The following is a 25,821-nucleotide window of genomic DNA, read 5'->3' on the forward strand; positions in this document are numbered from 1 at the left end:
CGCAGCTGCATTATCGTGGCTGCATATTAAGAAGTCGTTGTGCACTTAGCTTGATAAATTCGAGCGGGCTGAGTGCGTCTTAAAAAAGGTGAGTGTCATGGAACAAACTTGGCGTTGGTACGGTCCGAATGACCCTGTGTCGCTAGACGATATTCGTCAAGCAGGCGCAACAGGCATTGTGAATGCCTTGCATCACATTCCAAATGGTGAAGTGTGGTCTAAAGAAGAGATTTTAAAACGTAAAGCCATCATCGAAGAGAAAGGCTTAACGTGGTCGGTGGTTGAAAGTGTTCCTGTTCACGAAGAAATCAAAACTCAGACGGGCAACTTCCAACAATGGATCGACAACTACAAACAAACGCTGCGTAATCTTGCTGAGTGCGGCGTAGATACGGTCTGCTACAACTTTATGCCAGTACTCGACTGGACACGTACTGACCTTGAATTTGAAATGCCGGATGGCTCTAAAGCGCTACGCTTTGACCAAATCGCATTTGCGGCATTTGAGCTGCATATTCTTAAGCGTCCGGGCGCAGAAGCGGATTATACCGAAGCTGAGCAAGCGCAAGCCCTTGAATACTTCAACAACATGACGGCGGATCAAATTCAACAACTGACAAGCAACATCATTGCTGGTTTGCCGGGCGCAGAAGAAGGTTACACGCTAGAAGAGTTCCAAGCACAATTGGACCGTTACTCGGGCATCAGCAAAGACAAACTCCGTGAGCACATGGCGCACTTCTTGGCAGAACTCATGCCAGTGTGTGAAGCGCATGGTTTGAAATTGGCGGTACACCCAGACGATCCACCGCGCCCAATTCTTGGCCTGCCACGAATTGTGTCAACCATCGAAGATATTGATTGGTTGACTGAAAAAGTACCAAGCAAAATGAATGGTTTAACCATGTGTACCGGTTCTTACGGTGTTCGTGGTGACAACGACCTAGTGAAAATGATTAAAAAGCACGGTGACCGTGTTTACTTCACTCACTTGCGTTCAACCAAACGTGAAGAAAGCAACCCGATGACATTCCACGAAGCGGCGCATCTTGATGGCGATGTGGATATGTACAATGTGGTGATGGCAATTTTGGATGAAGAACAACGCCGCGCAGAAGTGGGCGATCACCGTTTAATTCCTATGCGTCCTGACCATGGTCACCAAATGCTGGATGATTTGAAGAAGAAGACCAACCCAGGCTACTCAGCCATCGGTCGCTTGAAAGGTCTTGCGGAAGTGCGTGGTCTAGAGATGGCACTAAAACGCGCTTTCTACACTAAGTAATTGAATTTATTAAGCACACCAGAGAGTGTCATCAAACCATATTAATAAAAGCAAAAAACCGAAGCGTAATGCTTCGGTTTTTATTTAAGCTGATTAGGGATGAAGGGTGTTAATCGTCGTCATCCGGCACAAACTCTAAAATATCACCTGGTTGGCAATTTAAATGTGTACATATGGCTTCCAAAGTGGCTAACTTAACCGCCTTAGCACGACCATTTTTGAGTACCGATAAGTTTTGTTCAGTAATACCAATGAGCTTCGCTAGTTCATTAGAGCGCATCTTCCGTTTTGCCAGCATTACATCCAAGTTGATTACAATCGCCATATACCATTCACTTAAATTGTCAGCTCACTTTCTTCTTGTAGCTCGACTGCTCTATCCATCACTACAGCGATGACTCGGACAATAAAACCGATGACCATCATAGTAATGTCGCTGTCGTCTACTTCCGCTGACACATTCCAATTCCCGTCATTGTACGACAAAGCCAAGCTAAGAAGCACGTCCATCGTGACTTCAATAAACGGTGTTGCGATCAGTAAGTAGCTGAGTTTCTTGAAACACTCCGTATTTTGGCGTTCAAAAATATGCCCTTTCTCATACAAACGGAAAAGGACGATGAGCTGCCACAGTAAGGCCACTGTCAGTAGTGTTGAGATCATGCTTGGGAAGTAGCCAATTATAGAACGCGTAACGGAAAGAGGGAGCGCCACTTCAATAGGAAAGGTGGCGTGAAACCACTCCGCATCAAACATAGTTGCCCCAAACCAAAAGACGGTATTGAGCACAACTGTGAAGATCATAGAAAACCAAAATAGGATAAGTAGCTTACGACTAAAGTTGCTTATGGAATGTTGAGACATGACAAACCTCATATCAGATTTAATTTTCGCTCATCCTAATCAGTTAAAAATAATATCGCAATAAAAACTTATCGTTTTACGATAAGTTTTTATTGCTTTTCTTAATGCGAGTATTTAATGTTGCCAAGTGGATTTATAAAATTGATGAATAAAGGTACGGGGAATGAATAAGGCGATTTTTTTTACAACGACGTTGCTAACGGTATCTGCTCCTAGCTTAGCTGAGGGTATTTTTTTGGATGATTTGGCAAAAGACTACAATCTTGAAGAGAGCAATACATGGGAGAGTTCTCCATACGCGCTGGATACAACGCCAAAACATGACGCGTTTACCGATGATAAATGTACGAGAGGGACAGAAGAGCAATTCACATCTCTTGCCGATGCGAACAAAAAGAAAAACGTCGAGTGCTACATCACGCATTTTCCAAACAGCAACATTAAAACCCGCATGCAGTCGAACGACGATGGCGATGTTAGTGTTGGCTTCTCATGGGATTTTGATTAACCACAGTTATTTATTGTGAATTTTTGCTCTTTAACACTATGATTCTTGGCGTAAAAAGTGATCGAAAGTCACTTTTATAATGAAGAGTTGCAAATAATCTGCGTCTTTTTCTTTGCGATGTCGTCTTATTAGACACAACTATTTTGACCGGAGAATTCCATGTTCAAGCCGCAACCAACGCGTTCAGACATTAAAGATAAATTCATCAAGCACGATAGCCAAATGCTCAACCAAGTGTACGGAACAGACCAAGTCGTACCGTATTGGATTGCCGATATGGACTTTCCTATTGCATCACCTATTTCGCAAGCGATGCAGCAACTTGTCAGCCGTGAAACCTTCTCATACGAGTTTGATAGTAAGATGGTCTTTCAATCCATTGCTGATTGGAATAAGGATTTGCATGGTCTTGAGCTTAGCACTGATAACTTTGTTCAAGTGCCGGGCGTACTGAGTGCGATTGCGCTACTGATTCGCGAGTTCACCAAAGAAGGTGAGGGCGTTCTGATCCAGACACCGGTTTATCATCAATTCCGACGTTTAATTGAATCTGCGGGTCGTACTGTTGTGGGCAACACAATGAAAATTGAAAACGACTACTACGTGATGGACTTTGAGCTGCTTGAAAATCAGTTGAAAAGTGGTGAAGTGCAAATGATTTTGCTGTGCAACCCTCATAACCCAGTGGGGCGTGTTTGGACCAAAGCAGAACTAGAGCGCATGGTGGCGTTAGCTGAGAAATACAAGGTGATGATCATCAGCGATGAAGTGCATGCCGACATTGTGTTTGAAGGTTCCAACTTTACCAGTATGACTTCATTATGTTATGAAAACAGCCTGACGATCATTGGCTCGCCGGCGAAAAATTTTGGTTTGAACAGCATCTCTAACGGTTATATTTACAGCGACAACCAAGCACTTTTCGAGAAAATCAAAGCGACGTCGGCTTCACTGTCTATCGATCATGGCAATGCGTTTACCACTTACGCGACGATTGCGGCTTACCAACAAGGTAAAGAGTGGTTTGAAGGTTTTCATGCCTACACGCAAAACAATCGTAACTGGATTATTGAGTTTATTGAGCACAACTTGCCACAGGTGAAAGCGTTCCTGCCACAAGGAACCAACCAAATTTGGTTGGATTTTTCTGGTTTAGAACTGGAATCTTCTCAGTTAAAAACCTTGCTGACAGAAGAAGCCAAAATGGCGCTAACGCCAGGTACTTGGTTTGGTGAACCCAATGAAAACTACTACCGCATGAACTTCGCTTGTTCTTTAGAGCAAATTCAAACCTCGTTTGAGTTGCTTAAAGCCGCTGTCGATAAACGTAAATAAGTGAAGTGGTAGGAGAATAAAACGATGACACAAACCATCACTAAAGGTATCAAAGCGCTAGCAGATGGCGCGGTTGAGTCTGAGTCTTAGCGGTCTATGTCATACTTGCCATACGGTTTATATTTCGATTAATATCGAATTATCTTTTTATGTATAGAGACCGTCGTATGTTAGCAGAGTGGTTGACGCACAAAGAGCAGCTCAAAAACTACATTGTCAAACAGACCAGTGATCCAGATTTAGCCGATGACATTTTGCAAGAGGTGTATATCAAGGCGAGTCAAAAGATCGACCAGTTAGAAGCGCGAAGCAAAATTAAAAGTTGGTTATATCGCATCACGCACAACGCGATCATGGATCACTATCGTACGCAGCAAAGTTATGAAGAGCTGATAGACAATCAGATTGAAGAGGAAATGCCGATAGAGCTGGAGAATCTACAAACCATGGGGCATTGTTTGCGTCCAATGTTTGAGTGCCTACCAGAGAAATATCGCCAAGCCATGACTTTGTCTGAACTCGATGGTTTGCCTCAACAAATGGTAGCGGATCAGTTGGGGCTTTCGCTTTCTGCGACTAAAAGCCGAATTCAGCGCGGTCGAGTTAAGCTCAAAGCCTTGTTAGTTGAGTACTGTAATGTTGAAGCTGGGCGAGGAGGTATCGTTGATTTCTCACCAGAACCGCAGTGCCTTCACATGGCTCAAATGTATAGTGCTGAAGTGGCATAAAGCTAAAATATCCGCTCGATTTACAATGTAAAAGCGCAGAGTTTTGGTTCTGCGTTTTTTTGTTTCTACTCGCTGTTGGGAAGCTTTTCTTTGAGAAAATCAATCAAGCAACGAACCTTAAGAGGTGTATAACGGCTTTGTAAGTACACAGCATTGAACGGTAAATTTTGCCCTGTGTAGTCGTTCATCAACTGCGTAAGTCGCCCTTCTTTTAAGTGATGTTCAACCATCCAAATCGGAAGAGTGACTATCCCCATTCCAGTTAATGCAACCTCTAGTAATACATCCCCATTGTCGCTTTGAAAATTACCATTTACCGCCACGGCATGTTTCTGATTTTGCTTGGTAAAGCTCCATACATTAATGTCTTTCATCCGCGAATAAACCAAACAATTGTGTTGTTTTAAGTCTTCAAGAGTTTTGGGTGCACCGTGCTGTTGTAAATAACTCGGCGCCGCTAAAACGAGCATTGGGTTATCAAACAAATGGCGCGCAATCAACGTCGAGTCTTCCAGTTGTTTAGCTCGAATTGCGACATCTATCCCATCACTGATCAAGTCGGTGTGCTGGTCACTGAGCTGTAAATCCACGTTGATATCAGGATAACGTTGGAAAAACTCTGCCATGATAGGGGCAAGTAGAATGCGACCAAACGCCACTGGTGCTGAGATACGAATCGTCCCTTGGGGAGAAGCCACCTCCGATCTTGCCTCAGCTTCGGCTTCATCCAGTTCACCTAAAATATCCACGCAAGTTTGATAATACTTCGCGCCCGCAGGCGTTAAAGCATGATCGCGACTGCTTCGAGCGAGGAGTTTTACGCCGATTTTCTTTTCTAACGCTGCCACTTTTTTACTGATCGTCGTTTGTGAGGTATTCATCTCACGGCCCGTGGCAGAAAAGCTGCCCGTTTGTACCACTCGAACAAATGCGCGCATTGCACTTAGTTGGTCCATTAGTGTTCTCAATTATTCCAAATAAGCATAGATGCTAGTCATTGTAGCTCAGTTTTAGTCGGTATTGGTTGGTTCTAAGATACATCCCAAGCCGAAAGACAAATCGGTAAGAAAGATTAACCAAGATTGATTCGCCAATGGAGGCGCTTATGGACATGCAACAAAAACTGCAACTACTACTTGATAAACAAGATATTACTGAAGTGATTTTCCGCCATGCTCGCTCTTTAGATCGTATGGACGCAGAGCTGATGAAGTCCACTTACTGGGAAGATGCCATTGAAGACCATCAAGATCCAATCTTTCCAGATTTGTTTTTCTATAACGACAATGCCCACGCTTTTGTTGAACCAGCAATGAAAGGATTTGAAGCTATCAAAATTACACAGCACCGCATCAGTAACGTTCTCATCGAAGTGGATGGTGATACAGCGACTGCAGAGAGCTATGTGTGGGCGTACCACGTGCATGAAGAAGATGGCGTGGACAAAGAAGGCATTTTAGGTGGTCGCCACCTGTACCGTTTTGAACGTCGTGATGGTGTTTGGAAAATGGTGCACCGCTTTACCGCTTTTGATTGGAACCAAAACCAAGATGCGAGCGCAGTGTGGTCCCCAAACTTTGAAGATAAGTACGTAGGTAAACGCAATAAATCTGACGAAAGTTACGAATACATTCGATGATAACTCCGGTCTCTTGATTAGGGCGCGACATGTGAGGGCAGCAATGCCCTCCACTCCAACCTGTGTCGCGCCCGCTTTACCGTGAACAATGTGAAGTAAATAGGACTGAATAATGACAACGACGAAATTTACCGCAGGTGATTTGTTTCCCTCTATCACTCTACCAACGTTAAATGGCGATACAATCGTGCTAGGTAAGCCTTCAGAGAATGTCGATTGGCGTTTAGTGGTGGTTTACCGTGGCAAACATTGCCCTTTGTGTACTCGCTATCTCAACCAACTAGAGACACTAAAAGCGCGATTCTTACAACTCGGGATGGATATCGTAGCGGTGTCCGCAGATAGCCAAGCACAGCTAGAGCAGCATAAGGAGCAACTGATCGTCACGTTCCCAGTGGCTTATGGTTTGACAGTAGAGCAGATGCAAACGCTAGGTTTGTATATCTCGGAGCCTCGCTCAGAAAAAGAGACAGACCATCTCTTTGCAGAGCCAGGTTTGTTTGTGGTGAACAGTAAAGGACAAGTTCAGTTAGTCGATATTTCCAACGGTCCATTCGCTCGACCTGACCTAGAAGTCTTGCTCTCAGGGTTGGCGTTTATCCGTAACCCAGAAAATGATTACCCTATTCGTGGTACCTACCAAGCGGCAATCTAATCACTGTTTTGGTTTGAGGCATTAAAAACCAACGACGTTCGCAGACTTCCTCTTCTAAAATTGGATTGTTCGTCTCCTAGATTGTGGTAAAGTCCGCGCCTGCGATTTACCGCATCTTTTACTGCCTCTTCAATCAAAAGCACAAGGTTAAGCTAATGCCATTTTCTACTCTCTCTTTGAGTTCTGAGCTGATTCACGCACTGCCAAAAGACTTTAAGAAGCCAACTGATATTCAGGCTTTGGCTATTCCTGAGCTACTCAGTGGTAAAGATGTGTTGGCATTGGCAAATACAGGCAGTGGTAAAACCCTTGCGTATGGTTTGCCTTTGTTGGAAAAGCTAAGTGTAAATCCAGAGCAAAAAGCGCTGATTCTAGTACCTACACGTGAACTGGCGATACAAGTGAGCGAGGCGATTAACCAAGTTGGTCAATCTATTGGTCTCAACGCAGTGTGTTTGTGTGGTGGTGTTGATAAAGAGCAGCAACTACAAGCACTTGCGTCAAATCCCCACATTCTTGTGGCGACAACCGGTCGTTTAGTTGATCTGGTGAACAACGGTTTGGTTCTGAGTAATATCCATTATCTAGTGTTGGATGAAGCGGATCGTTTGCTGGATATGGGCTTTTGGTCAGACGTGCAAAATATTGCAGGGCAGATTTCAAACCAGCGTCAAACCGCGATGTTCTCAGCAACGTTTTCTGATGAGTTGAAGGGCAAAGCCAAGCAACTCATGCACGCACCAAAACAGGTAGCAGCGCATCAAGAAAACAGCACCAATCGAGATATTGCCGAAACGCTGTATCTCGTCAACAAAGGCAGCAAAACCAAAGCGTTGATTGAACTGATCAAGCAAAATGCATGGGTGCAGGTATTGGTATTTATTGGTGCGAAAGAGAACGCTGATGGTTTGGCGAAGAAATTGAACAAAGCTGGAATCACAACCAATGCGCTGCACGGCAATAAGAGCCAAGCAGAGCGAGAAGAAGCGCTGGCGCAGTTTAAGTCCGGGCAAACACAGGTGTTGATCGCTACCGATCTATTAGCTCGCGGTATTCACATCGAGCAACTACCAGTAGTGATTAACTTTGAGTTGCCAATGCACGCTGAGACTTACGTTCACCGAGTTGGGCGCACAGCCCGTGCGGGCGAGCAAGGTGTTGCAATGTCGCTGGTCTGCCATGGAGAAACCGAAGCGCTTACAGCGATCCGTAACTTGACGCAACGTGAATTGCCAACGCAAGACCTTGAAGGTTTCCCTGTAACGGATAAGCCATCAACAGGCGAAAGCAAGCGTGCTCCACGTGATAAAAAAGCCAATCGCCGAACCAATGCCAAAAAGAGCATTAAGCAGTTTCAAGGCAGGCCGAAACGCCAAGCGCCTAAAGCTAAATGAGCAAAACCAAATAAAAAAAGCCATCGTAATGATGGCTTTTTAATTAAATGGAGTGTGTGTCTAAATAGGGGTAGTGCTTAGAAGTTGTAAGAAACTGTCGCGCCTACTGCCCATTGGTTTGCACTGTCTACGATAGAAGAATCGCTGATGCCACTACCTAGACGAGTGTATTGTGATACTTGGCTGATTTGCCAGTGCTCAGTGATTGGCACTACCAGTTTGTAACCTAAACCGTAGTTTACGGTTGCATCGCCTTTGTATGCTTTGCGGTTTGCACGTGCTTCTTTGTCTGTTACACCGAAGTAGTAATCAACGTAATCTTTGCTTTGGTAAGACACGCTCGCAAATGGTACGAAATCAACATTACCGATATTCATGATATGGAAGTAAGTAGCACCACCTTGGAAGCCTTTGTAAGCACCTGATACATCATGTTGTAGGTAAGTTGAGATCACGTTGTTTGGATCAAGTCTGAAATCTGCGTTCAAACCTAGATCGATCGCGATATCACGTCGTTTCGTACCTTTTAGGCTTTTCGCTACATCGCTATCACGAGGTACACCGCTACCTACCACGTAAGCACTCATGTTAAGTAGTTCATCGTTGTCACCTAGGAAACGGTAGTTAATACCGCCTAAATCAGCGTTGAAGTCTTCACCATGGTAGCCACCGTTTAGAACTGGCGCAGTGTTGTGTTTTTGGTCTTTGAAAAGATCGCTCGCTTGTACTACGCCAGCTTCGACCATCCAGCCACCTTCGTTGTTGTAGATGTTACCGTTACGAATGTAAGTATCACCCGCTGTTGCCGTGCCTGCAGCCGTCAACGTTAATAATGCAATAATTGTTTTGTTCATTGTTCTGTCCCAGTTGTTTGGTTTTGAACACTGTACAAAATAAAATTGTAACCCTCTATCAGCAGAGCGTATGGAAGTGTAATGATGACTTTAAGAAATGTATGGTTTCGCTTAAAAAACGCTAAGAAGTAGAACCATGCCCGCTGTGAAGGCATGGTTGAGACATTGGTATAGATGATCTCTATCGCCGTTGAGATGGTTTAACTGGGTTTGCGGTGAAGGTACTTCATGACTTTCCCTTGCTTCCACATCATAACGCCTGTGATAGCAACGACGGGAACAAGTACAAATAACGTTAACGTCATGAACATTTCATTTGCCTTCAGCGGTGAATAAAGCGCTGCACCCACCAACAGCGCACACAATATATGCATCCATCTTAAAACCAATCTTACTAACTGTCCGCTCATTGCCTTTCTCCTTTGCTTTGTTTCAATACACGATACAGAGCAAAGTGATGACGGTTTTGGCTTTGAGATAAAACGCCTAATAGCGTTCTAAGTGAACGTATAGGGTGATGAATGGTTTTTTAGGCTGAGCAGACAACTTTCGGAATGTATCTAAGACCCAACATAGAGCACCCATCTTCCAAGTAGCTATCGGTGACAACATCGAAGCCGAACTTGCCGTAGTAGTCTTTCAAGTGTGCTTGTGCGGATATAAAAATACTGTCGGTCGGGTAGATCTTTCTTGTGGCATCGAAACTCACTTGCATCAATTGGTTACCGATGTTTTTCCCTCTGTAGTCCTCTGCAACGATAACGCGACCAATACACACGTCATTGGCATCAGAGTTCAGCAAGGGTAAAACGTCAACGGGATATCCGAGTTTCGGAGGCATAATACGACTATAAGCCACCAGACGTTCGTTATCATACCCCATCACGTGGTAGGTGTCGGGATGGTTATCTTTACCATCCAAATCGCTGTATGGCGTGTTCATGTCTACGATGAAAATATTGACTCTTTGCTGCAAAAAATCGTAAAGCTCTTGAACAGACAGATCTGCGAATTTCTTAATTCTCCATTCGAGCATCATGCTTCCCCTTGTATTATTTTGGGTACAACATAAAGAGTATTTGTACGGGATTCATTAACCTTTGTTAATTGCTAAGTTCCAGCTTAAATACAGATTTACGGTTTTGAACGGCTAAAAAGCAAACGCCCCACTGACTTGGTCGTGGGGCTAATATTGAAAGGGATACGCTTTGTTCTCTCGGGGAGTCAAAACGGGAATTAACCCGCAGTCGGACCAACCAAACGCATTTCCCAATCTTCGACTTCACCGGTTTCTAAGCGGCGTTCAACAAGCTTGCCCCAAGATTCAACCAATGGAAGTTCCGCTAGCTGGCTTAGCTCTGTTTTATCTAGGCAACCAGTAAATACTGCGCCCATGATGCGAGCCAATGACCAGTCTGGGTAAGGTCTTTCGCACAGAATAATCTCGTCACCTGCACCGATATCGCCCTCTTGTAGCACTCGGAAGTACCAGCCTGTTCGAAGCGTGTCTTGCAGTCTTCTCGCCATGTCGTTTTGCTCGAAGCGGACGTTGAGTTTCCAGCAAGGCATGCGCCCTTGGGATACTTCCAGCAAGGTTGAGCCGATGCGGATTTTATCTTTCAGGCAAATGGACGCTTCTGTTACGCCGCTTGAGCTTAAGTTCTCACCGAACGCGCCAGCTGATTGGAAAATCGCTTTGTCGCCCAACTCTTGTTGCCAAATTGGATAGTGCTCGCTTGGGTAAATATGAAGGGCTTTTTGAATCCCACCATGAAAGCGCGGATCGCCTTGTTCGTCGTTGGTAAAACCCAGTTCTGTTGCGTGCTGACGCTGAGGTAGAACCTGTTTGTTAATCGCACTTTTCGCACCATGTGCAAAGGCAACGGTTTTACCTGCTAATACGCTGTTAACTACGCCTAACTTCTTCATATTCTTTCCTTATCACCTAAAACTGATTTGCCAAACGGTGTGAGACAAGACCACGCTAGCGCTCGCCTAATGACTTGAATACCGGAATCGCTGCCAGTACTTCAATGCGCTTTTCTGTGCTTTTTAAGTAACGCGTTTCGCTATCTGAAACCAACACATGACGTTGATAACCTTCCGCTTTAGGAAACTTGGTTAACACGGTTTCAAGCGATGCTTCGCACTTGTCTTGGTTGATGTTATCAATATCGACTTTGATTAAGAGTTGGTTTTCTTTGGATATTTCAACTTGATATCGCATACGTCGCACCTCACGGCTTCATTCACTTTGCCGAGCATGATAGCCTAGTGAACTTGTGTCAGAGTAGGGATGTAAGGACAGTTAATAATGCCAACCCGCCAAATCGATTCTCACTCCGGTGTCATGACCTCCAATGAGATGATGGCTGCCAATCCTCATTCACCAGCTTTGGTTAAGACCATCGACATGCCCAAAGGTTACATTGATGCGATGCACCAACACACATGGCATCAAGTCATCTTCCCGATCAAAGGGTTATTACAAACCAAAACCGATCACTACCAACACCTTGTGCCTCATACCTCTGCGCTGTTTGTGCCTGCGGGTATTCAACATGAATCCATCGCGCTAAGCCATACGACATTTGTCGGTATCTATCTAAACCCTGAGTTTGGCATTGAATACGAGCATCAAGTTCGAACCATCACACTTACTCCGTTTCTGAATGAGTTGTTACAGGAAATACGCCGCCAATGCGAAGGGTTCGTTAGTGATGAGGAAGTCTCACGATTGCTAGGCGTGCTGCACGATCAAATCATGAAAGATAACGTGCAGACCTTTCAGTTACTGCTGCCAGAAGACAGGCGCTTAAAGCTGATATTCGAAGCGCTGACCGACACGCCAGCATTGGATTGGTCACTCAAACAGTGGGGAGAGACAGTCGGCGCATCCGAGCGAACTTTGTCGCGCTTGTTCTCCAAAGAGTTCAACACCTCGTTCCAACTTTGGCGACAACAAATTCGGCTGATTTATTCGCTCTCTTTGCTAGATGAAGAGCTCTCGATCCAAAGCATTGCCGATCAAGTGGGGTATCAAAATGACTCTTCTTACATCAAAGCGTTTAAAGCCTATTTTGATGTCACCCCACAACAGTTCCGTGTGAATGGTCGACGGGGATAGTGAGTCCAATCTTGCCCACAAAATCAGTCTCGTCCATCACACTACTCTAACGGTAACTGGAAAGTACTCTTAATTTCCTTTACGGAGACGTTAGATTGAATGGCGCTGATGCCTTTCACGCGGCGAATAGCACTGATGCGGTCAAAGTATTCGTCTAAGTCTCGAGCCACCACTTGCACCATATAATCCGCGCTGCCTGCAATGCAGTGACACATTAAGATCCAATCGGTTTCTGCGACAAAGTCTTCAAAAGGCGTGGTGTTTTCTACCTCATGACTGCCGAGGGTAACCAGAGTAAAACCAGAAACTTGGAAACCGAGTTTTTTACGGTTCAGCTTTGCAGCGTAACCCTCAATGTAACCTTCCTCTTCCATTTTCTTCCAGCGTCGCCAGCAGGGTGTTTCACTCAGGTTGACGGTCTCGGCAAGCTTAGAATTGCTCATGCGACCATCTTTCTGAATATGGTCAAGGATGGCGAAATCGGTACTATCCAATTCAAAGTTGGTGGATTCTTTCTTTTTCATAATTATTTTAGAAATAGTCTGCTCAAATTAACTTTTATCGTAGCGCAGATAGCAATTTTCTTTCTACCCAAATCGTTAGACTGTTTCACATATTCGTTGATTACTTTTTGGGAGAGAGTGCATGAGTGCTCAATTGCTGGCGGCATTTTTATTGTTTGCCGTTTCTATTTCTTTAACGCCGGGAGCTGGTAACGTCGCGCTGTTAGGTATTTCAAGCCGATATGGGTTTTCTGCGACCGTACCGTTCGTATTGGGCAATGCAGTCGGGGTGATCATCATGTTGGTTGGTGCAAGTGTGGGGCTTGTCAGTTTGTTTACCCTTTACCCTGATTTGTACACGGCGTTAAAGTGGATTGGTGCGGCGTACCTGCTGTATCTCGCATGGTCGATTGCCACAATGGAACTCGACAATGATTCGAATGCGAAAAAGTCCGGCTTTTTATCTGGCGTTTGGGTGCAAATTCTTAATCCGAAAAGTTGGGTTGCGTCACTGACGGTATTCTCTCAATTTATCTCGCCAAACAATGATTACCTGACTCAAGTGGTGATCATCATAAGTGTGATGGTGGGAACTGGTGTGCTGGGGATGTTTGCGTGGGCGTACTTTGGCACCGTATTGAACCGCTTTATACAGTCACCACAAAAGGTGGTATGGGTGAACCGATGCATGGGCAGCTGTCTCGCTTTAGTGGTGGTGTTTATGCTGAGTCAGCCCGTTTAAGCTCTTATCCAATTTGACGTGCGTGCCGAGAAAACGTTATATACCCGTTTCCCTATGGCGCGCCATATTCCCTCGAGCAATTCAATGGTATCAAGATGAGCTTAACTAAGACCAAGACAAACACTCGCGTTAATCAACTGAGCTTTGGTTCGCCAAGTGTATCGTTGGTGTTGGAGTATGTTGAGCTAGAGCCACTGGCTTTGGATAAAGTTCGTGTGCAAATCGAAGCCACAAACATTAATCCAAGTGACCGATTGTCGATTCAGGGAGTAGGGCAGTATCGTCGTACCCACGTACCGCCGCGAGTGCCTGGGTTTGAAGCGGTTGGGCGAGTGGTTGAGATAAACGATCCGCATCAAACCGAATTTCAAATTGGGCAAAAGGTGCTGGTGGCACAGAGTGGGGCTTGGCAAAGCTATGTCGATGCGCCTGAGGAGAATGTCTTTGCAGTGCCGGAAGAGCTTGAGAATGGCTACGCTTGCCAGTTGTATATCAATGCCCTGACGGCTTGGGTGATCACCACTCACGTTGCCAAGTTAAGTAAAGATGACGTGGTGATCATCAACGCAGGCAATTCTGCGATTGGTAAGATCTTCGCTCAGTTGTCGCACTCGCGTGGATTTACTTTGATTGCGATAAGCTCCGCGCCAGAGCGTTATCCATACGATTCCATTGCAGTGCTAAATAGCAAGCAAGATCTGCAATCTCAAATCGATACTCGAGAGTTGCCTCAACCCAATGTCGCATTCGATGCCATTGGTGGCAAAGTGGGCACAGAGCTCATCCAAGTTTTGCTTAGTTCGGGAACATATATTAATTACGGAACGCTTTCTCTCACCCCTTATAAGCCTGCTTTCTTCGCTTGTATGAAGCAGAACAATATCGACTTCAGTACGTTCTTTTTGCGCTATTGGGAAGAGTCAGTTGGTAAGACCGTTCGCAAACAAGTCTTTGCCGAGATGCTAGAACACTTTATGGAACACCAAATACAACTCGATGTGGATTGCTACCTTCCGTTAGAACAGTTCCAGCGCGCCTTCGAGCTGATAGAAGATGAGTCGGTCACGCTGCAAGGCAAAATCATTCTGACCATGTAGTAACTGTATTCAAACACCTTGAGGTTACTGGGTAAATTGAAGAATAAAAAAGGGATGGCATTCACCATCCCTTTTTGCGTTCTAGCCAAGAGCAATTGAGGTGCCTTTAACTCGCGATGATTTCATCCATTAGGCGATCGATTTGTACTACGACTTGTTCGCTCGCGTCTTCCATGGCGTTAATTGCAGTCACCATGCCTGCCATGTTGCCAGATTTGGCTTGGCTCATTGCTTCACGTCCACCGTCATGCACGCCTTTGTGTGGCTCTTCAAGCAATGCATAGCTTCTTAAGTGGCTGTAAGCCTTGCCATCGCCACGGTAGTACCACTGACCCAAGCGACACTCAGAGTGGCTATTAACGGTTTCACCAAACGCGCCTTTTTGTAGGAGACGGTAGATATTGTTCTTCCAAATGGCGTGGTCGAGTTTGACCGTATCCAAGAAAGCGCGTGTGGAAGCAATATGGATCACCTGTTGCATGTGTTCCGATTTCACGACCACTTCGTTGACAATAGAACCAATCTGCGCAGAAGAGGCAGACACTTCCTCAGCACAAGTTTGGTTTTCATCAATCGAGGTTTTAATCGCGTTCACTTGCGTTAGTACTTGGTTCACCAAAGAATCAATCTGCTCACTGGCTTCGCTGGCTTTGCCGGCAAGGTTTCTTACCTCATCTGCTACCACGGCAAATCCGCGGCCTGCTTCACCGGCTCGTGCTGCTTCAATCGCTGCATTTAATGCCAACAAATTCGTTTGGTCAGAAATCTCTTGAATAGTCGATACAAGAAGGGAAATAGAAGTGGCAGTTTTATCTAATATTTGAACAGATTCAATGCTTTGTGAGGCTTGCGTACTGATCTTCACGGCTCGGTTATCAAGACGAGCGAGAGCTTGATGAGTCTGCTTAAACATTTCATCTAGTTGTTGCAGTTCTTGGTTTTCATGCGCCATAGATTGCGCACTCTCCACCATCTCTGTTCGAATGGTTTGGAGCATATCTCCACCTTTCAAACTGCTCGACATCAACTCATCACTATTGTGGTGTTCCTGTTGAGCGGAGCGAACAAGCTGCTGAGCCTCTTGGAGCTGATTTTCCAGAGCAGCAACGTCAGTTTGGTACTTCTGTTTGAGGTCTGCTAATTCTTGCTTTAGCAGCTCATTTTCTGATTTGATTCGTTTTAATCCAAACATAGGTTCTATAAATGTGACAGGATGTTAAAAAATCCATGCTAATCGAGTTGGATATCGAATACACGATCACTTTCATATCTTTGCTTGGTGTAATCACACTTTTTCGGTAGGGCTTTATACAAACAAGAGGTCTCAGATTTTGTTGCTTACCTGATAACCTCTGTTCTTTCTATCCGCTCATGAGCCGTTTTTAAAGCTCTTGCATCAATTGGATGTAGTTACCACAGGTATCGTCAAGTACCGCAATCATGACCGTGCCTGCTTCTCGTGGCTCAATTGAGAACTGCACGCCAAGCTTAGTTAATCTTGCATATTCTTTATTTAGGTCATCGACCGCAAACGACGTCCATGGGATTCCGGATTCTTTCAACGCGTCTTGGTATATTTTTGCTGGACCAAATGCCATCGGTTCTAACAATAATTCCACGCCAGATTGCTCTTGTGGAGAGACCACTGTTAGCCATTTGTGCTCACCAATTGGTACTTCTGTTTTTTTAATGAAACCAAGGATATTGGTATAGAAATCGAGAGCTCTATCTTGATCGTTAACAGGAACGCTGGTTAGGGAAATTCTGATCACGGGTATTCACCTTTACTGTTTTGGAATAAGTAAAAGATAGCGAAAGCTTGGCTCAAAAACTTATTCTAGATTGCTTTTATATATTTTTTGAAACGCTTTGGGGGAGTAACCTGTGCTCTTTCTAAAGACACTCGAAAACGTGGTTAAGCTCTCATAGCCAACCTGAAAACAAGTATCCGTAATCGAGTGACCTTCCTTGAGCAGCACTTTGGCTTTTTTAATCCGCATATCCCTTAAATAGCTTCGCGGCGTGACACCATACATCTGTTTGAAAATCCGCACATAGTGAAAGCGTGACATAAAAGCCGCTTTGGCTAAGTCGTTTAGCTCGATGTTTTCTGAGTGATGCTTTTCCATAAATGCCTTGGACTGCCTGATCAGGAGGTACTGTTTCGGGCTCAACGGCATCTCGCTGTACACGCGATCGATTTCTTGTTCATAAAAGGTTTTTGGGCGAGATGGCATCGTATTTCACAAAGCGAAAGAGAGTGGTTTTAGTCTAACACTGGAAGCAGATTCGTGGAGGTTATCTACTTCTCACTTTACTCAAAACCGTCCAACACCCACTTCCTCGCACTTTTTTGCTCTTTTCTGCTGAGTGGTTTACTGACGATGCCTGGTTCATTCTGAATAAAAATAAATCACTCATTAACGTAAAGAATGTAAATGAGATTAATTATCATTAATGTTGTGTATTATGCTTCGCACCACGTTGTTGTTTATAAAATATAAGTAGTATTATGAAACTGAAGTCACTATCAGCAGCCATCACCGTTGCCATTGCCTCTTTTGCTGCTCACGCTTCCGATGAAAATATTGTTGTTGTCGGTTCTGCCCTTGATCAACTTGTTCAAACTGAGATTAACGCTGAAACGTTAGAGCTCAAACAAGCGTCGGATATTAAAGACGTATTGAACACCATGCCGAGTGTTACGGTTGACGGTAACGCTCGTTACTCCCGTAAAGTTTACATTCGCGGTATGGAAGACAAATTCTCTGTCGTAACCATTGATGGTGCGCGTCAAGAAGGTCAGTTATTCCACCACTCGGGCGACCAAACGTTCGATCCTGCGATGCTTAAGTTAGCTGAAATCACGCTAGGTGGTAACTCAGTACTGTCTGGTGCTGGTGCGATTAACGGCTCATTTAAATACGAAACGAAAGATCCCAGCGATCTACTTTCGGAAGGCGAAAGCGTCGGTGCTCGCGTTAAAACGGGGTATCAAACGGCTTATGAGCGCTTCACGACGAATGTTGCGGTTTACGCGCAGTTGAATGATGAACTTCAGTTGATGGGTATCATCAACTACTCAGAAGACGGCGATCTTTACATTCCTGGTAAAGATGACGTGACTTCAAAGCAAGGTGAACTGAAATCTGGCTTGGTGAAGCTAGTCTTCGTTCCAAACGATGCTAATGAATTTAAGCTTACTTTTAACACCTACCAAGATGGCGGTAAGCGTCAGCTATCGGGTGAAAAAGCAGGCGCACTTTACCTGCATGATGATCACAACTACAACTCACTTAACCGTGATACCGTGACGTTCGAGCACCGTTTCGATAATGGAAGCGACTTGGTTAACCTAAAAACCAACTTGTACTACAACCGTCAATACATGGAACGCGACGCGTTAGTCGAAGAGTATGGCGATTGGAAGAAGGTGAACGGCGCTTGGGAATTCACCAAAGATGGTGACCTATCGATTCCTGATCGCGAATACAACGTGACGACCATTGGTGGTGACATCCGCAATATCTCTTGGGTTGGTGAACACGAGCTGACTTACGGCTTCGAAGGCTACAAAGCGGAGCAGTGGATCGACTCTGGTCTAGGTCACTACACCTCAGGTTCAAAACAAGGTCAAACGAAGAACTACGACATGGATGGCGGTACTGTAACGGCTTACGGTATTTACGCTCAAGATGCGTTTGAGATTAATGACTTCCGTTTCGTAACTGGTCTTCGCTACGATGTTCATGAGCTGGGTGGCGTGTTTAAAGGTAAATACGATCAACTATCGCCTAAGTTCCAAGGTGAATACCAAACCACAGACAACCTAAAACTTCGTATTGGTTACGGTCGTCTATTCAAAGGGGCTTCATTGCCAGAAACGCTAACCATGAAAGCGGCGAGCGATGTTAAACAGTCTGATACCAAAGCGATGACGGGTAACAACTACGAAGCAGGCTTTGATTACGACATGTCTGGTTTGCTGATGGCAGACGATGCAATCCTTGGTTTTACTGCTTACCAGTATGATCTAGATAACCAAATGCACCCAACCAAAAACAACACAACTTTGGTAAACCAATACGATGTTGAAGTTTGGGGTGTAGAGACGGTATTCACCTACAGCATTGAAGACTTCGCGCTTTACGCAAACCACTCATACTCTGATGGTGAGCAAACGAGCCTGAAGAATGGCAAGAAGAGCCACATGAACAAAACTGGTATCCATAACATCAAGGCGGGCTTCAAGTACGATCTAACCAGCGAGTTTGTGTTCGGCTGGGATTCACGTTTCGTTCCGGGTAATGATTACAAAGACGAAGATGGTGACAAGATTGAACGTGCAGGTTTTGCAACGCACAACCTATGGGCGGCTTACGTACCAGATTTTGCAAAAGACCTATCACTTAACCTAGCGGTAGACAACCTATTCAACAAGCAGTACGCAGAGCATACAGGCTTTGGTATTTCTTGGGGCTCAGATAAGTACACTAGCTACGAAGCTGGTCGTAACTTCAAAGCGTCAGTGGCTTACAGCTTCTAAGTGATAAATTACTCTTAAAAACAAAACCCCGATAATTGGTTATCAATTATCGGGGTTCTTTTTATCTAATTTTGCCTATCAAGGTGCAACAAGCATTACTTGGTATGGAAGATCTGCTCGGTTTCTAGCGACGTCATCGCGCGAACTTGACGCCAGATGTAGTAGAAAATACCAAACATCATCAACATACTTGGGATAGCAATCATTGGGTAGCTGTAAAGGGTGAGCTTACCCAACTCTTCATTGAACGCCGCTGTGCCCGATGGACTAGTCACAATCCAAGTTGCTAGAAAATAGTTCATCGCAGATGAGAAAGCGAAGGTGCTAGCGAACAGATAGTTCGACGACATCAGGCAACGCTCAAATGCTTGCGTTTTACCATTCTGCTCTAAACGTTCGTTAATCAGTTGTAGGTTCAAGATGGTATCGTTCAATACAAGCTTTTGCATTAGCGGATAACGAGTGAAGGTTGAGCCTAACACTGCAATACCTATCAGACCTGGAATCAACGCCTCTTTTAACGCTAACCAACGTGTGTCTAGCTCTAACAAGCCAATACCACCGGTTAACAGCACACTGATAAAACCAAGTGCAGAAATGAAGTTGAATTTCTTGTTGCGGATAAGATCCATGCCGCCATAAACCAATGGGAACGCCAAGGCAACAACGAGTGCCATTGCTGTACCTAGGTGTTCTTCACCGCTGAACTTCATCAAAATGAAGGAAGGGATGATGACGTTAAACAGGACTTCGAATAATGGATTCGACTTTTTCGCCGTGGTGTTACTCATAATTTTACTGACTCTACTATGTCGGCTTGGGTTTTACTTTGTGAGAAGTGTTCTACTCCTTGCGCCAGATGTAAAGTCTTAAAGCCCCGAGTTGTGTAACGACTTATGAAATGGGACGGTAATATTGCTTTATTTCCGTAAGTTGTGTTTGGCGGGGCAAATATGTGCTGCATCGTGATCTCAAAACCGCCGTGCGCTTAAAACGCTAAATTTGGCAGTGTTCACAAATTCTCATCTTCCTTACTATTTACCGTGAATCATTCTTAGTTCGTTTAACGCGCATTACGTTGTAATTGATTCTATCAATGCTTTTAAAATCCATCTCAAACCGCTCTGATATAAAAAATAGCAATATCATCGTCAATTAAATCAATTTTTAGCCGCTTATTTTTCACTCCATCATACGTCATAGAAACAGCAATGCTTTCCGCAAGAGAAGCACACGAATTTAGTTGTCCGTATCGGAGTTTAGAATGAAAAAAGTAAGTGCAGTGGCTGCCGCAATTACATCTGTTTTAATGACAGGTGCCGTCTTTGCTGAGACCGAAGTGGCGTTAGATGTGATCGCTGGTGATGAAGCCGCACCCGTTGTTGAAAAAGTAAATGGCACCGATGTTATCGCTGATGGCTGGGAAATCTTCGGCTATGCGTCAATGAACTTTAGAACTGTTGATGGCAAATCAGTGGATACTGAATTTGGCAAACCAGATTACAAAACAGCAGGTACACACGGTAAGAGTACCAATCAAGTTGAATTCATCATTAAAAAGCATACTGAGCATGCGAACGGTGTTTGGTCTGACTTTGTTGTTCGCTCTGAATATGGCAACGGCAACTCTTATGCCTACTCTTCTGCGGGTAGCCAAAAAGACAATACCACTGCACAGTTTGAAGTGAAGGAAGCGTTTGTTGAAATCGGTGCGCTGCCTTACTTTGGGGAAGACACCTCGATTTGGGGTGGTCAACGCTTCCTAAATCGTGCGTCTGGTCTGTTATCTGGTGAGTTCTGGAAGCAGTCATCAGGTGTTGGTGCCGGTATTCAAACTAAGCTCGCTGGCAACACCGCAGGTATCGCGTATGTGATTGCCGATCCAGACGCAGGCGCACCAGATGTGTTGGTGTGTGAAGACAACAGCAATGCGTCGACGTGTGAGATTGTTAAAGCCAATGCTGAGCGCACTACCGTTTCTACTTTGGATTTCTACTACTATGGCGTAGATGTGGGCTTCGGTAGCGTAGATTTCGACTTTAAATACATGCAGCAAGAAGGCAAAGACAATTCTTCAGATGATGGCTTTGGCGCTGCAATTACTTTGAACACGAGTTACTACGGCTTAGACGGTTGGACGCAAAACGCACTTGCCTACGGTAAAGGTGTCGCGCAAAACCGTGGCGTGAACTTTGGTGGTTGGTCTGGCGGTGACGATAAAGCTGAATCTCTATTCTTCACTTCTTACGGTGTGCTAAACATCTCTGAAAACTGGCAGATGGGTTCTGAAATTACCTATATCGGTGCACTCGACCAACTGTTTGGTGCTGATGACTTAAAACGCTACCTTGTGGCTGTCCGTCCTTCTTATAAAGTGAACGATAACCTTCGTCTTGAGATGACGGCGTCTTATGGTCATGAAGAAGGGGCTGAAGGCTACTGGGGACGTACAGGGGATGATGTCGAAAGTGATATTTACAACATCGAACTCGCGGCGGCGTTTACTGTAAACGCAGACTACTTTGGTCGTCCTCAAATCAAACCTTACGTGAGCTACATTACCGCTGATGATGAAGCGAGCGCGCGTCAGATTGGCATCGAGGATGGTAAAAATGAAACCGTGATTGGTGTTCACACCGAAATTTGGTTCTAACCACACTTTGCAAAAGGCAGCGAATAGCGCTGCCTTGTTTGCTTTTGAATGATTGTTTAGCAGATCTGTTTTACCTTGAGAAAGAGAGATAAATCATGCAGAAAAACCGTGTAATCCTTGCCCTCATGTTGAGCTCGGCGTTAACCGCATGTGCGGCTTCTCCAACATTGGAAGCGACGACGTTGCAATCGGTGCCGGAAGCGGCAGTTTGCTGCAATAACTTCTCTGAATTTCCATGGTTAGAGCTCGGCACTAATGAGCAAATTGAGTTTTCGATTAATGCGGATTCGCCGGTAGGTCGCTTCGCTGAAGGGAACAGCTATTTTGCTGCGTTTAAGTTGCCAGCGCGTTCAAGCAAAGTGAATATTCAGCTTGCCAGCCATATGGTCAATGGCGAGGTTTTCGCGCCTAAGCTGATCACTTTAGATAAAGCGTTCAATATCGTGAATATCAATGATCATGATAGCTTTGATATCGAAACCACGGGCATGCTTACGCGCACTCAATACCAGCTGAGCTTTACGCTCGACGTTGAGAAAACGCCTTACTTTATTGTTTATACTGATGAAAGCGAGCTAGGTGATTCGATTCAAATTCCTCATCCTGCCAAAGAGCGTGCTGTGGAGTTGGGTCAGCCAATGCCGATGGTGACCGACCCGAAATATACTTATGAAGCTTTTGGCTCTTTGGAAGTGGCGATCAAAACCTTATCGTTAGCCGCGCCTTCACGTACCACAGAGACACAGAAAGCGGCAGTTGTGGTGGCTCCGGTAAAATTGTCAGCGCCAGCATCGGCAACCATGCAAACATCGTCAGCAGTAAGTTCGAACACGAAATCGGCATCAACGAGTGTTCATGCTGATACACGAGCCTATTATTTTGAATCTATTCGAGCAGCAGTGAAGAACAACCAAACATCAAAAGCGATGACGCTGCTAGAAGAAGCCAACCGATTGGGTATCGACGGCGCACAGAAAGTGTTTGTTGACGCCGTAGATAACAAGTAACTCCATTATTAAAGTGTCTATTTTTGGACCTCAGAGAGCGCTTTCGCGCCCTCTGAGTTTTTTTAGTCTCTAGCAATACATAGCTTTTCTGCAGAACGCTTGTTGAGCAAGTAGTTCTCTTCCTCAAGCGCTCGGTGCGATAGTGCTGGGTTAGGTTGAGCGAAGGTTAATCCTTCCAACAAAGTAACTGGTGCTAATGGTTTTAATCTGGTTTTTACACCATCACGATTACACTTCATTTGCCCGGATTCTGGGTACCATTCGATCTCAATTGAACCGTCAATCACATCGGCTTCAATGCCGACCTCATATTCCTGACCGCGCAGTTTCACGATGAACTGAACTTCAGGTTGAGGGCGTTCAAACTCAAATGAGAATTTGGTTTTCTCAGCTTGTTCGACGTCAACATGCAGGGCGTTGTTATCACCAAACGGCAGTCGAGCGCTTAGGTGTTTCCAAGTTGATGGTAAGCTTGGGCAAAGCTTGATGGTGTTGCGCGAGAGCTGTGGCGTAAAGCCGAGATAGTCTTGCTGAGTGTTACGAGCAAATTCCGACACTGACCACGCTTGAGCATAAGTTCCGCTTTGAATGACGGACGTCGCAGACGCTTGGTAAGCATCCAAGTTTTCGCTCATGGTGCCGCGATGTCCCTGATATAAAATCTGATGGGCTAAGTTTTTGCTCAGTTGATACGCTAAATCCTGTTGCTGGTAACGGGTAAGTGCGCCCACAGTGAAGCCTGCGTTCCAACCCCAAATGGTCCCATTATGGTATGCCGCATCTTTGTGATACTCAGGGCGGTTGTCATGATAGGGGTGGAATTCTGGGTGCTCTTGTTGCAAAGAGCAGATGCCCCAAGGGAAAAGCAGATGCTCGACGCTGTTCTTCACAATGTGCTGCCCAATATACTCTGGAATTAAGGCTTGGTTGGTCGGAATGGTCAATGTCATTAGCTGGTTTGGGCGAATACTGATGTCTTTCACATCGTCTTGCTTGAGATGATCCGCTAAGCACATGGATTCGCTATCCCAGAACTTGTCGATAAAGCTGGCTTTCACTTTGTTCGCCAAAGTTTGGCAATGTTCCGCTAAGGCGTGGTCACCATTCCATTTTGCAAGTTGGTTTGCCACTTGTAGACTCTCAAACCACAATGCTTCGATGTCGTTGGCTTTCGGTCCACGAGGTGACCATGGGAGCTGACCGTTGATCTTGGCGTCCATCCAGGTATCGGGATCGCGATGTCGCATCAAGCCATCATCATCGAGGTAGTGCTTTTCAACCCCTTCAATAAAGCGCTCTATGATGGGCAACATTTGCTGGGCGAACTGTGTATCACCGGAGTAGTTAATGTATTCGAAGATCTCGCGAATCATCCACGGTGTGCCGTCGGTCGTGTTGTAGATGATATTAGTTTCGCTGGTGACACGGTTTGGAATTCGACCATGATTTTTGTCTTTCAGATCATCTAACTGCATCGAAGCAAAGTTGGTGATGATGTCGCGGGCTTCGTCAAACTCGCCATTTACTAAACTGGTGCCGGGCAGCGCGATAAAGGTGTCTCTGCCCCAACAGTCTTTAAACCATGGCAACCCCGCCCAAATGCCGGTACCCAGCTCTTTATTAACGAAGGTTCGGCTGGCTAATCGTGCCCACATAACGGCGCGGTTGTATTCCAGATCGTCACACCAAAAATAGTTCTTGGTCAAAAACTCAAATACTGCGTTTTGATGTTTCAACTCTGCATGTTCGAGGGCTGCGTTTTGTGCTTGTTGGATAGCATCGGTTTTGTTGTTGGAGAACGCAAAGTAGGCAGTGAAGCGGTTCGTTGTGGTCTCTGAACTGAGCTTAATTTGAATGTTTTGGCTGCCGGATAGAACGTTATCACTGACGTTCGAATCTCTCTCATTGAGCGTTTGTGCTCGGAAGCTTTGGTTTGCGCTGATCGCGATAAACGAGAGCGAGCCTTCAGGGCAGATGTCTGGATCGACAGAGATAAGCAGGCAATCTTCCAACGCTTCTACTTGGCAGTACGATGGATTGAGGTTGAGTTCAGGAAACAGTGCCAACATTTCGCTGCTGGTGGATTCCACATTCAGTGCAGCAAGGCGTTGCCCTGCAATCAAGGACAAGCCATCTTTACTGGCATTCTCATAATGATGCTCGATTCCATATGGCATTAAGCAGGCATACTGCGCCTGTGTTTTGTCGTTGAATGCGTTGCCAATGCTTGAGGCGAAACCACCTAAATACCAACCTTGATGATGGCGATAACGTGCCGTGCCCAAAGCGCTGTGTGTGGTGCCTTCATAGTAGCCGTCGAGGTTATCACCAAACACAAATGGGAAAGGCGTTTCGCTCTTGATCGCCAACGCCTCGAACAACTCATCGAGCGGAAGGATTTTGGCTGTGCTCGGCAATGATTTAGCGGGGATAGGACCTGATTGCGAAGTGATGAGATGGGCGAATTTCAATTGAGTGAGTAAGGAGGCGGTGCCTGCCATTGCGGGTTTGACGTTTAGACTTGGCGACGCTGTGCTGAAGTCGAGCGTCAGCAAATAACGACCTGATTGTGTTGGTTCAAACACCAAATCATTACCAATGCCTTGAGTTGGAATAAGCGAGAGCTTATGATTCAAACTGATATTCACTGCTTTAATATCATCTGCGGCGAACGTCCATTCTTCGCTGCCATTCAAATCGGCGATTTTGAATTGGTGTCTATCGGCTGGGAAAACTACGCTAGCTTGTAGTTGGTGCTCATCAATTGGCTGGAAAGGCGTATCTAGCCCCCAACCATTTAGTGTGCCTTTCAGATATAACGTTGGGTATTGGGGCATATTCTAGAGTCTCATAAAATAAAAAAGGCACAGCGAACTGTGCCAAA

27 protein-coding genes are annotated in these 25,821 nt (G+C 45.2%); 13 read left to right on the forward strand and 14 right to left on the reverse strand.

Annotation, left to right across the window (positions count from 1 at the left end):
- Positions 1–97 precede the first annotated feature (97 nt).
- Positions 98–1,285, forward strand: coding sequence for a mannonate dehydratase (gene uxuA / locus OH459_RS01505; protein WP_005449973.1), 1,188 nt, complete (start codon positions 98–100; stop codon positions 1,283–1,285).
- A gap of 109 nt (positions 1,286–1,394) precedes the next feature.
- Here uxuA and OH459_RS01510 read toward each other — a convergent pair whose 3' ends face one another.
- Together OH459_RS01510 and OH459_RS01515 are read right to left on the reverse strand one after the other, a co-directional pair.
- A complete protein-coding gene (locus tag OH459_RS01510; protein ID WP_005429033.1) occupies positions 1,395–1,610 on the reverse strand; it encodes a helix-turn-helix domain-containing protein in 216 nt (71 codons plus the stop codon).
- Positions 1,611–1,621: 11 nt separating this feature from the next.
- Positions 1,622–2,149, reverse strand: a complete 528-nt coding sequence (locus OH459_RS01515) for a DUF2975 domain-containing protein (protein WP_269984812.1) — start codon at positions 2,147–2,149, stop codon at positions 1,622–1,624.
- A gap of 163 nt (positions 2,150–2,312) precedes the next feature.
- Here OH459_RS01515 and OH459_RS01520 point away from each other — a divergent pair, with 163 nt between their 5' ends.
- The 3 genes from OH459_RS01520 (at position 2,313) to sigZ (ending at position 4,720) form a co-directional block, all read left to right on the forward strand.
- Positions 2,313–2,657 carry a hypothetical protein gene (locus OH459_RS01520; protein ID WP_005449978.1) on the forward strand — a complete coding sequence of 115 codons (345 nt, stop codon included), beginning with the start codon at positions 2,313–2,315 and terminating at the stop codon, positions 2,655–2,657.
- Between the two features lie 159 nt (positions 2,658–2,816).
- Entirely contained in the window at positions 2,817–3,992 is a 1,176-nt protein-coding gene (locus OH459_RS01525) for a MalY/PatB family protein (RefSeq protein WP_269984815.1), read from the forward strand.
- Positions 3,993–4,159: 167 nt separating this feature from the next.
- Positions 4,160–4,720: an RNA polymerase sigma factor SigZ gene (gene sigZ, locus OH459_RS01530; RefSeq protein WP_005449981.1), complete on the forward strand. Its 561-nt coding sequence runs from the start codon at positions 4,160–4,162 to the stop codon at positions 4,718–4,720.
- 65 nt (positions 4,721–4,785) lie between these two features.
- On the opposite strand, the gene OH459_RS01535 is transcribed toward sigZ, so the two are convergent.
- Complete coding sequence (locus OH459_RS01535) at positions 4,786–5,676, reverse strand: LysR family transcriptional regulator (RefSeq protein WP_269984818.1); 891 nt, start codon at positions 5,674–5,676, stop codon at positions 4,786–4,788.
- Between the two features lie 149 nt (positions 5,677–5,825).
- Between OH459_RS01535 and OH459_RS01540 the strand changes: the two genes are divergently transcribed.
- From OH459_RS01540 to OH459_RS01550, 3 genes are all read left to right on the forward strand, one after another.
- Positions 5,826–6,359: a nuclear transport factor 2 family protein gene (locus OH459_RS01540; RefSeq protein ID WP_172581264.1), complete on the forward strand. Its 534-nt coding sequence runs from the start codon at positions 5,826–5,828 to the stop codon at positions 6,357–6,359.
- A 112-nt stretch (positions 6,360–6,471) separates the two neighbouring features.
- Positions 6,472–7,014 carry a peroxiredoxin-like family protein gene (locus tag OH459_RS01545; protein ID WP_053052252.1) on the forward strand — a complete coding sequence of 181 codons (543 nt, stop codon included), beginning with the start codon at positions 6,472–6,474 and terminating at the stop codon, positions 7,012–7,014.
- Positions 7,015–7,169: 155 nt separating this feature from the next.
- A complete protein-coding gene (locus OH459_RS01550) occupies positions 7,170–8,408 on the forward strand; it encodes a DEAD/DEAH box helicase (protein ID WP_269984823.1) in 1,239 nt (412 codons plus the stop codon).
- A 77-nt stretch (positions 8,409–8,485) separates the two neighbouring features.
- On the opposite strand, the gene ompV is transcribed toward OH459_RS01550, so the two are convergent.
- The 5 genes from ompV to OH459_RS01575 form a co-directional block, all read right to left on the reverse strand.
- Complete coding sequence (gene ompV, locus OH459_RS01555; protein WP_009695852.1) at positions 8,486–9,262, reverse strand: outer membrane protein OmpV; 777 nt, start codon at positions 9,260–9,262, stop codon at positions 8,486–8,488.
- A gap of 200 nt (positions 9,263–9,462) precedes the next feature.
- Positions 9,463–9,672 carry a hypothetical protein gene (locus OH459_RS01560; protein WP_005449994.1) on the reverse strand — a complete coding sequence of 70 codons (210 nt, stop codon included), beginning with the start codon at positions 9,670–9,672 and terminating at the stop codon, positions 9,463–9,465.
- 119 nt (positions 9,673–9,791) lie between these two features.
- Positions 9,792–10,298: a GNAT family N-acetyltransferase gene (locus tag OH459_RS01565; RefSeq protein WP_017818270.1), complete on the reverse strand. Its 507-nt coding sequence runs from the start codon at positions 10,296–10,298 to the stop codon at positions 9,792–9,794.
- Between the two features lie 200 nt (positions 10,299–10,498).
- The gene (locus OH459_RS01570; protein WP_009706630.1) at positions 10,499–11,191 is read right to left on the reverse strand and encodes an MOSC domain-containing protein; all 693 of its coding nucleotides are present in this window, start codon (positions 11,189–11,191) and stop codon (positions 10,499–10,501) included.
- A gap of 55 nt (positions 11,192–11,246) precedes the next feature.
- Positions 11,247–11,489, reverse strand: coding sequence for a hypothetical protein (locus OH459_RS01575; protein WP_059678360.1), 243 nt, complete (start codon positions 11,487–11,489; stop codon positions 11,247–11,249).
- A gap of 84 nt (positions 11,490–11,573) precedes the next feature.
- Here OH459_RS01575 and OH459_RS01580 point away from each other — a divergent pair, with 84 nt between their 5' ends.
- A complete protein-coding gene (locus OH459_RS01580; protein ID WP_269984954.1) occupies positions 11,574–12,389 on the forward strand; it encodes an AraC family transcriptional regulator in 816 nt (271 codons plus the stop codon).
- 41 nt (positions 12,390–12,430) lie between these two features.
- Here the strand turns inward: OH459_RS01580 and OH459_RS01585 are convergent, their stop codons facing one another.
- Positions 12,431–12,913 carry an Lrp/AsnC family transcriptional regulator gene (locus OH459_RS01585; protein WP_005450000.1) on the reverse strand — a complete coding sequence of 161 codons (483 nt, stop codon included), beginning with the start codon at positions 12,911–12,913 and terminating at the stop codon, positions 12,431–12,433.
- A gap of 121 nt (positions 12,914–13,034) precedes the next feature.
- Between OH459_RS01585 and OH459_RS01590 the strand changes: the two genes are divergently transcribed.
- Together OH459_RS01590 and OH459_RS01595 are read left to right on the forward strand one after the other, a co-directional pair.
- A complete protein-coding gene (locus tag OH459_RS01590; protein WP_105067708.1) occupies positions 13,035–13,634 on the forward strand; it encodes a LysE family translocator in 600 nt (199 codons plus the stop codon).
- 95 nt (positions 13,635–13,729) lie between these two features.
- Positions 13,730–14,731, forward strand: coding sequence for a zinc-dependent alcohol dehydrogenase family protein (locus tag OH459_RS01595; RefSeq protein WP_269984831.1), 1,002 nt, complete (start codon positions 13,730–13,732; stop codon positions 14,729–14,731).
- Positions 14,732–14,837: 106 nt separating this feature from the next.
- On the opposite strand, the gene OH459_RS01600 is transcribed toward OH459_RS01595, so the two are convergent.
- From OH459_RS01600 to OH459_RS01610, 3 genes are all read right to left on the reverse strand, one after another.
- Entirely contained in the window at positions 14,838–15,923 is a 1,086-nt protein-coding gene (locus OH459_RS01600) for a methyl-accepting chemotaxis protein (protein ID WP_009695860.1), read from the reverse strand.
- A 190-nt stretch (positions 15,924–16,113) separates the two neighbouring features.
- Complete coding sequence (locus OH459_RS01605) at positions 16,114–16,503, reverse strand: VOC family protein (RefSeq protein ID WP_269984834.1); 390 nt, start codon at positions 16,501–16,503, stop codon at positions 16,114–16,116.
- Between the two features lie 60 nt (positions 16,504–16,563).
- On the reverse strand, positions 16,564–16,968 hold the full coding sequence (locus OH459_RS01610; RefSeq protein WP_005450005.1) for a helix-turn-helix transcriptional regulator: 405 nt from the start codon (positions 16,966–16,968) through the stop codon (positions 16,564–16,566).
- Positions 16,969–17,243: 275 nt separating this feature from the next.
- Between OH459_RS01610 and OH459_RS01615 the strand changes: the two genes are divergently transcribed.
- Positions 17,244–19,277 (forward strand): TonB-dependent receptor, encoded by a 2,034-nt coding sequence (locus OH459_RS01615; RefSeq protein ID WP_009695861.1) that lies wholly within the window; start codon positions 17,244–17,246, stop codon positions 19,275–19,277.
- Between the two features lie 95 nt (positions 19,278–19,372).
- Here the strand turns inward: OH459_RS01615 and OH459_RS01620 are convergent, their stop codons facing one another.
- Positions 19,373–20,068: a VC0807 family protein gene (locus tag OH459_RS01620; protein ID WP_005450007.1), complete on the reverse strand. Its 696-nt coding sequence runs from the start codon at positions 20,066–20,068 to the stop codon at positions 19,373–19,375.
- A 473-nt stretch (positions 20,069–20,541) separates the two neighbouring features.
- Between OH459_RS01620 and OH459_RS01625 the strand changes: the two genes are divergently transcribed.
- A complete protein-coding gene (locus OH459_RS01625) occupies positions 20,542–21,930 on the forward strand; it encodes a carbohydrate porin (protein ID WP_005450008.1) in 1,389 nt (462 codons plus the stop codon).
- Between the two features lie 95 nt (positions 21,931–22,025).
- Positions 22,026–22,937 (forward strand): MalM family protein, encoded by a 912-nt coding sequence (locus tag OH459_RS01630; protein ID WP_029788373.1) that lies wholly within the window; start codon positions 22,026–22,028, stop codon positions 22,935–22,937.
- A gap of 62 nt (positions 22,938–22,999) precedes the next feature.
- Here the strand turns inward: OH459_RS01630 and OH459_RS01635 are convergent, their stop codons facing one another.
- Complete coding sequence (locus OH459_RS01635) at positions 23,000–25,774, reverse strand: amylo-alpha-1,6-glucosidase (protein WP_269984842.1); 2,775 nt, start codon at positions 25,772–25,774, stop codon at positions 23,000–23,002.
- Positions 25,775–25,821 lie beyond the last annotated feature (47 nt).

It is taken from the genome of Vibrio sp. MM46 (genome assembly GCF_027587135.1).
Lineage (GTDB): Bacteria > Pseudomonadota > Gammaproteobacteria > Enterobacterales > Vibrionaceae > Vibrio > Vibrio harveyi.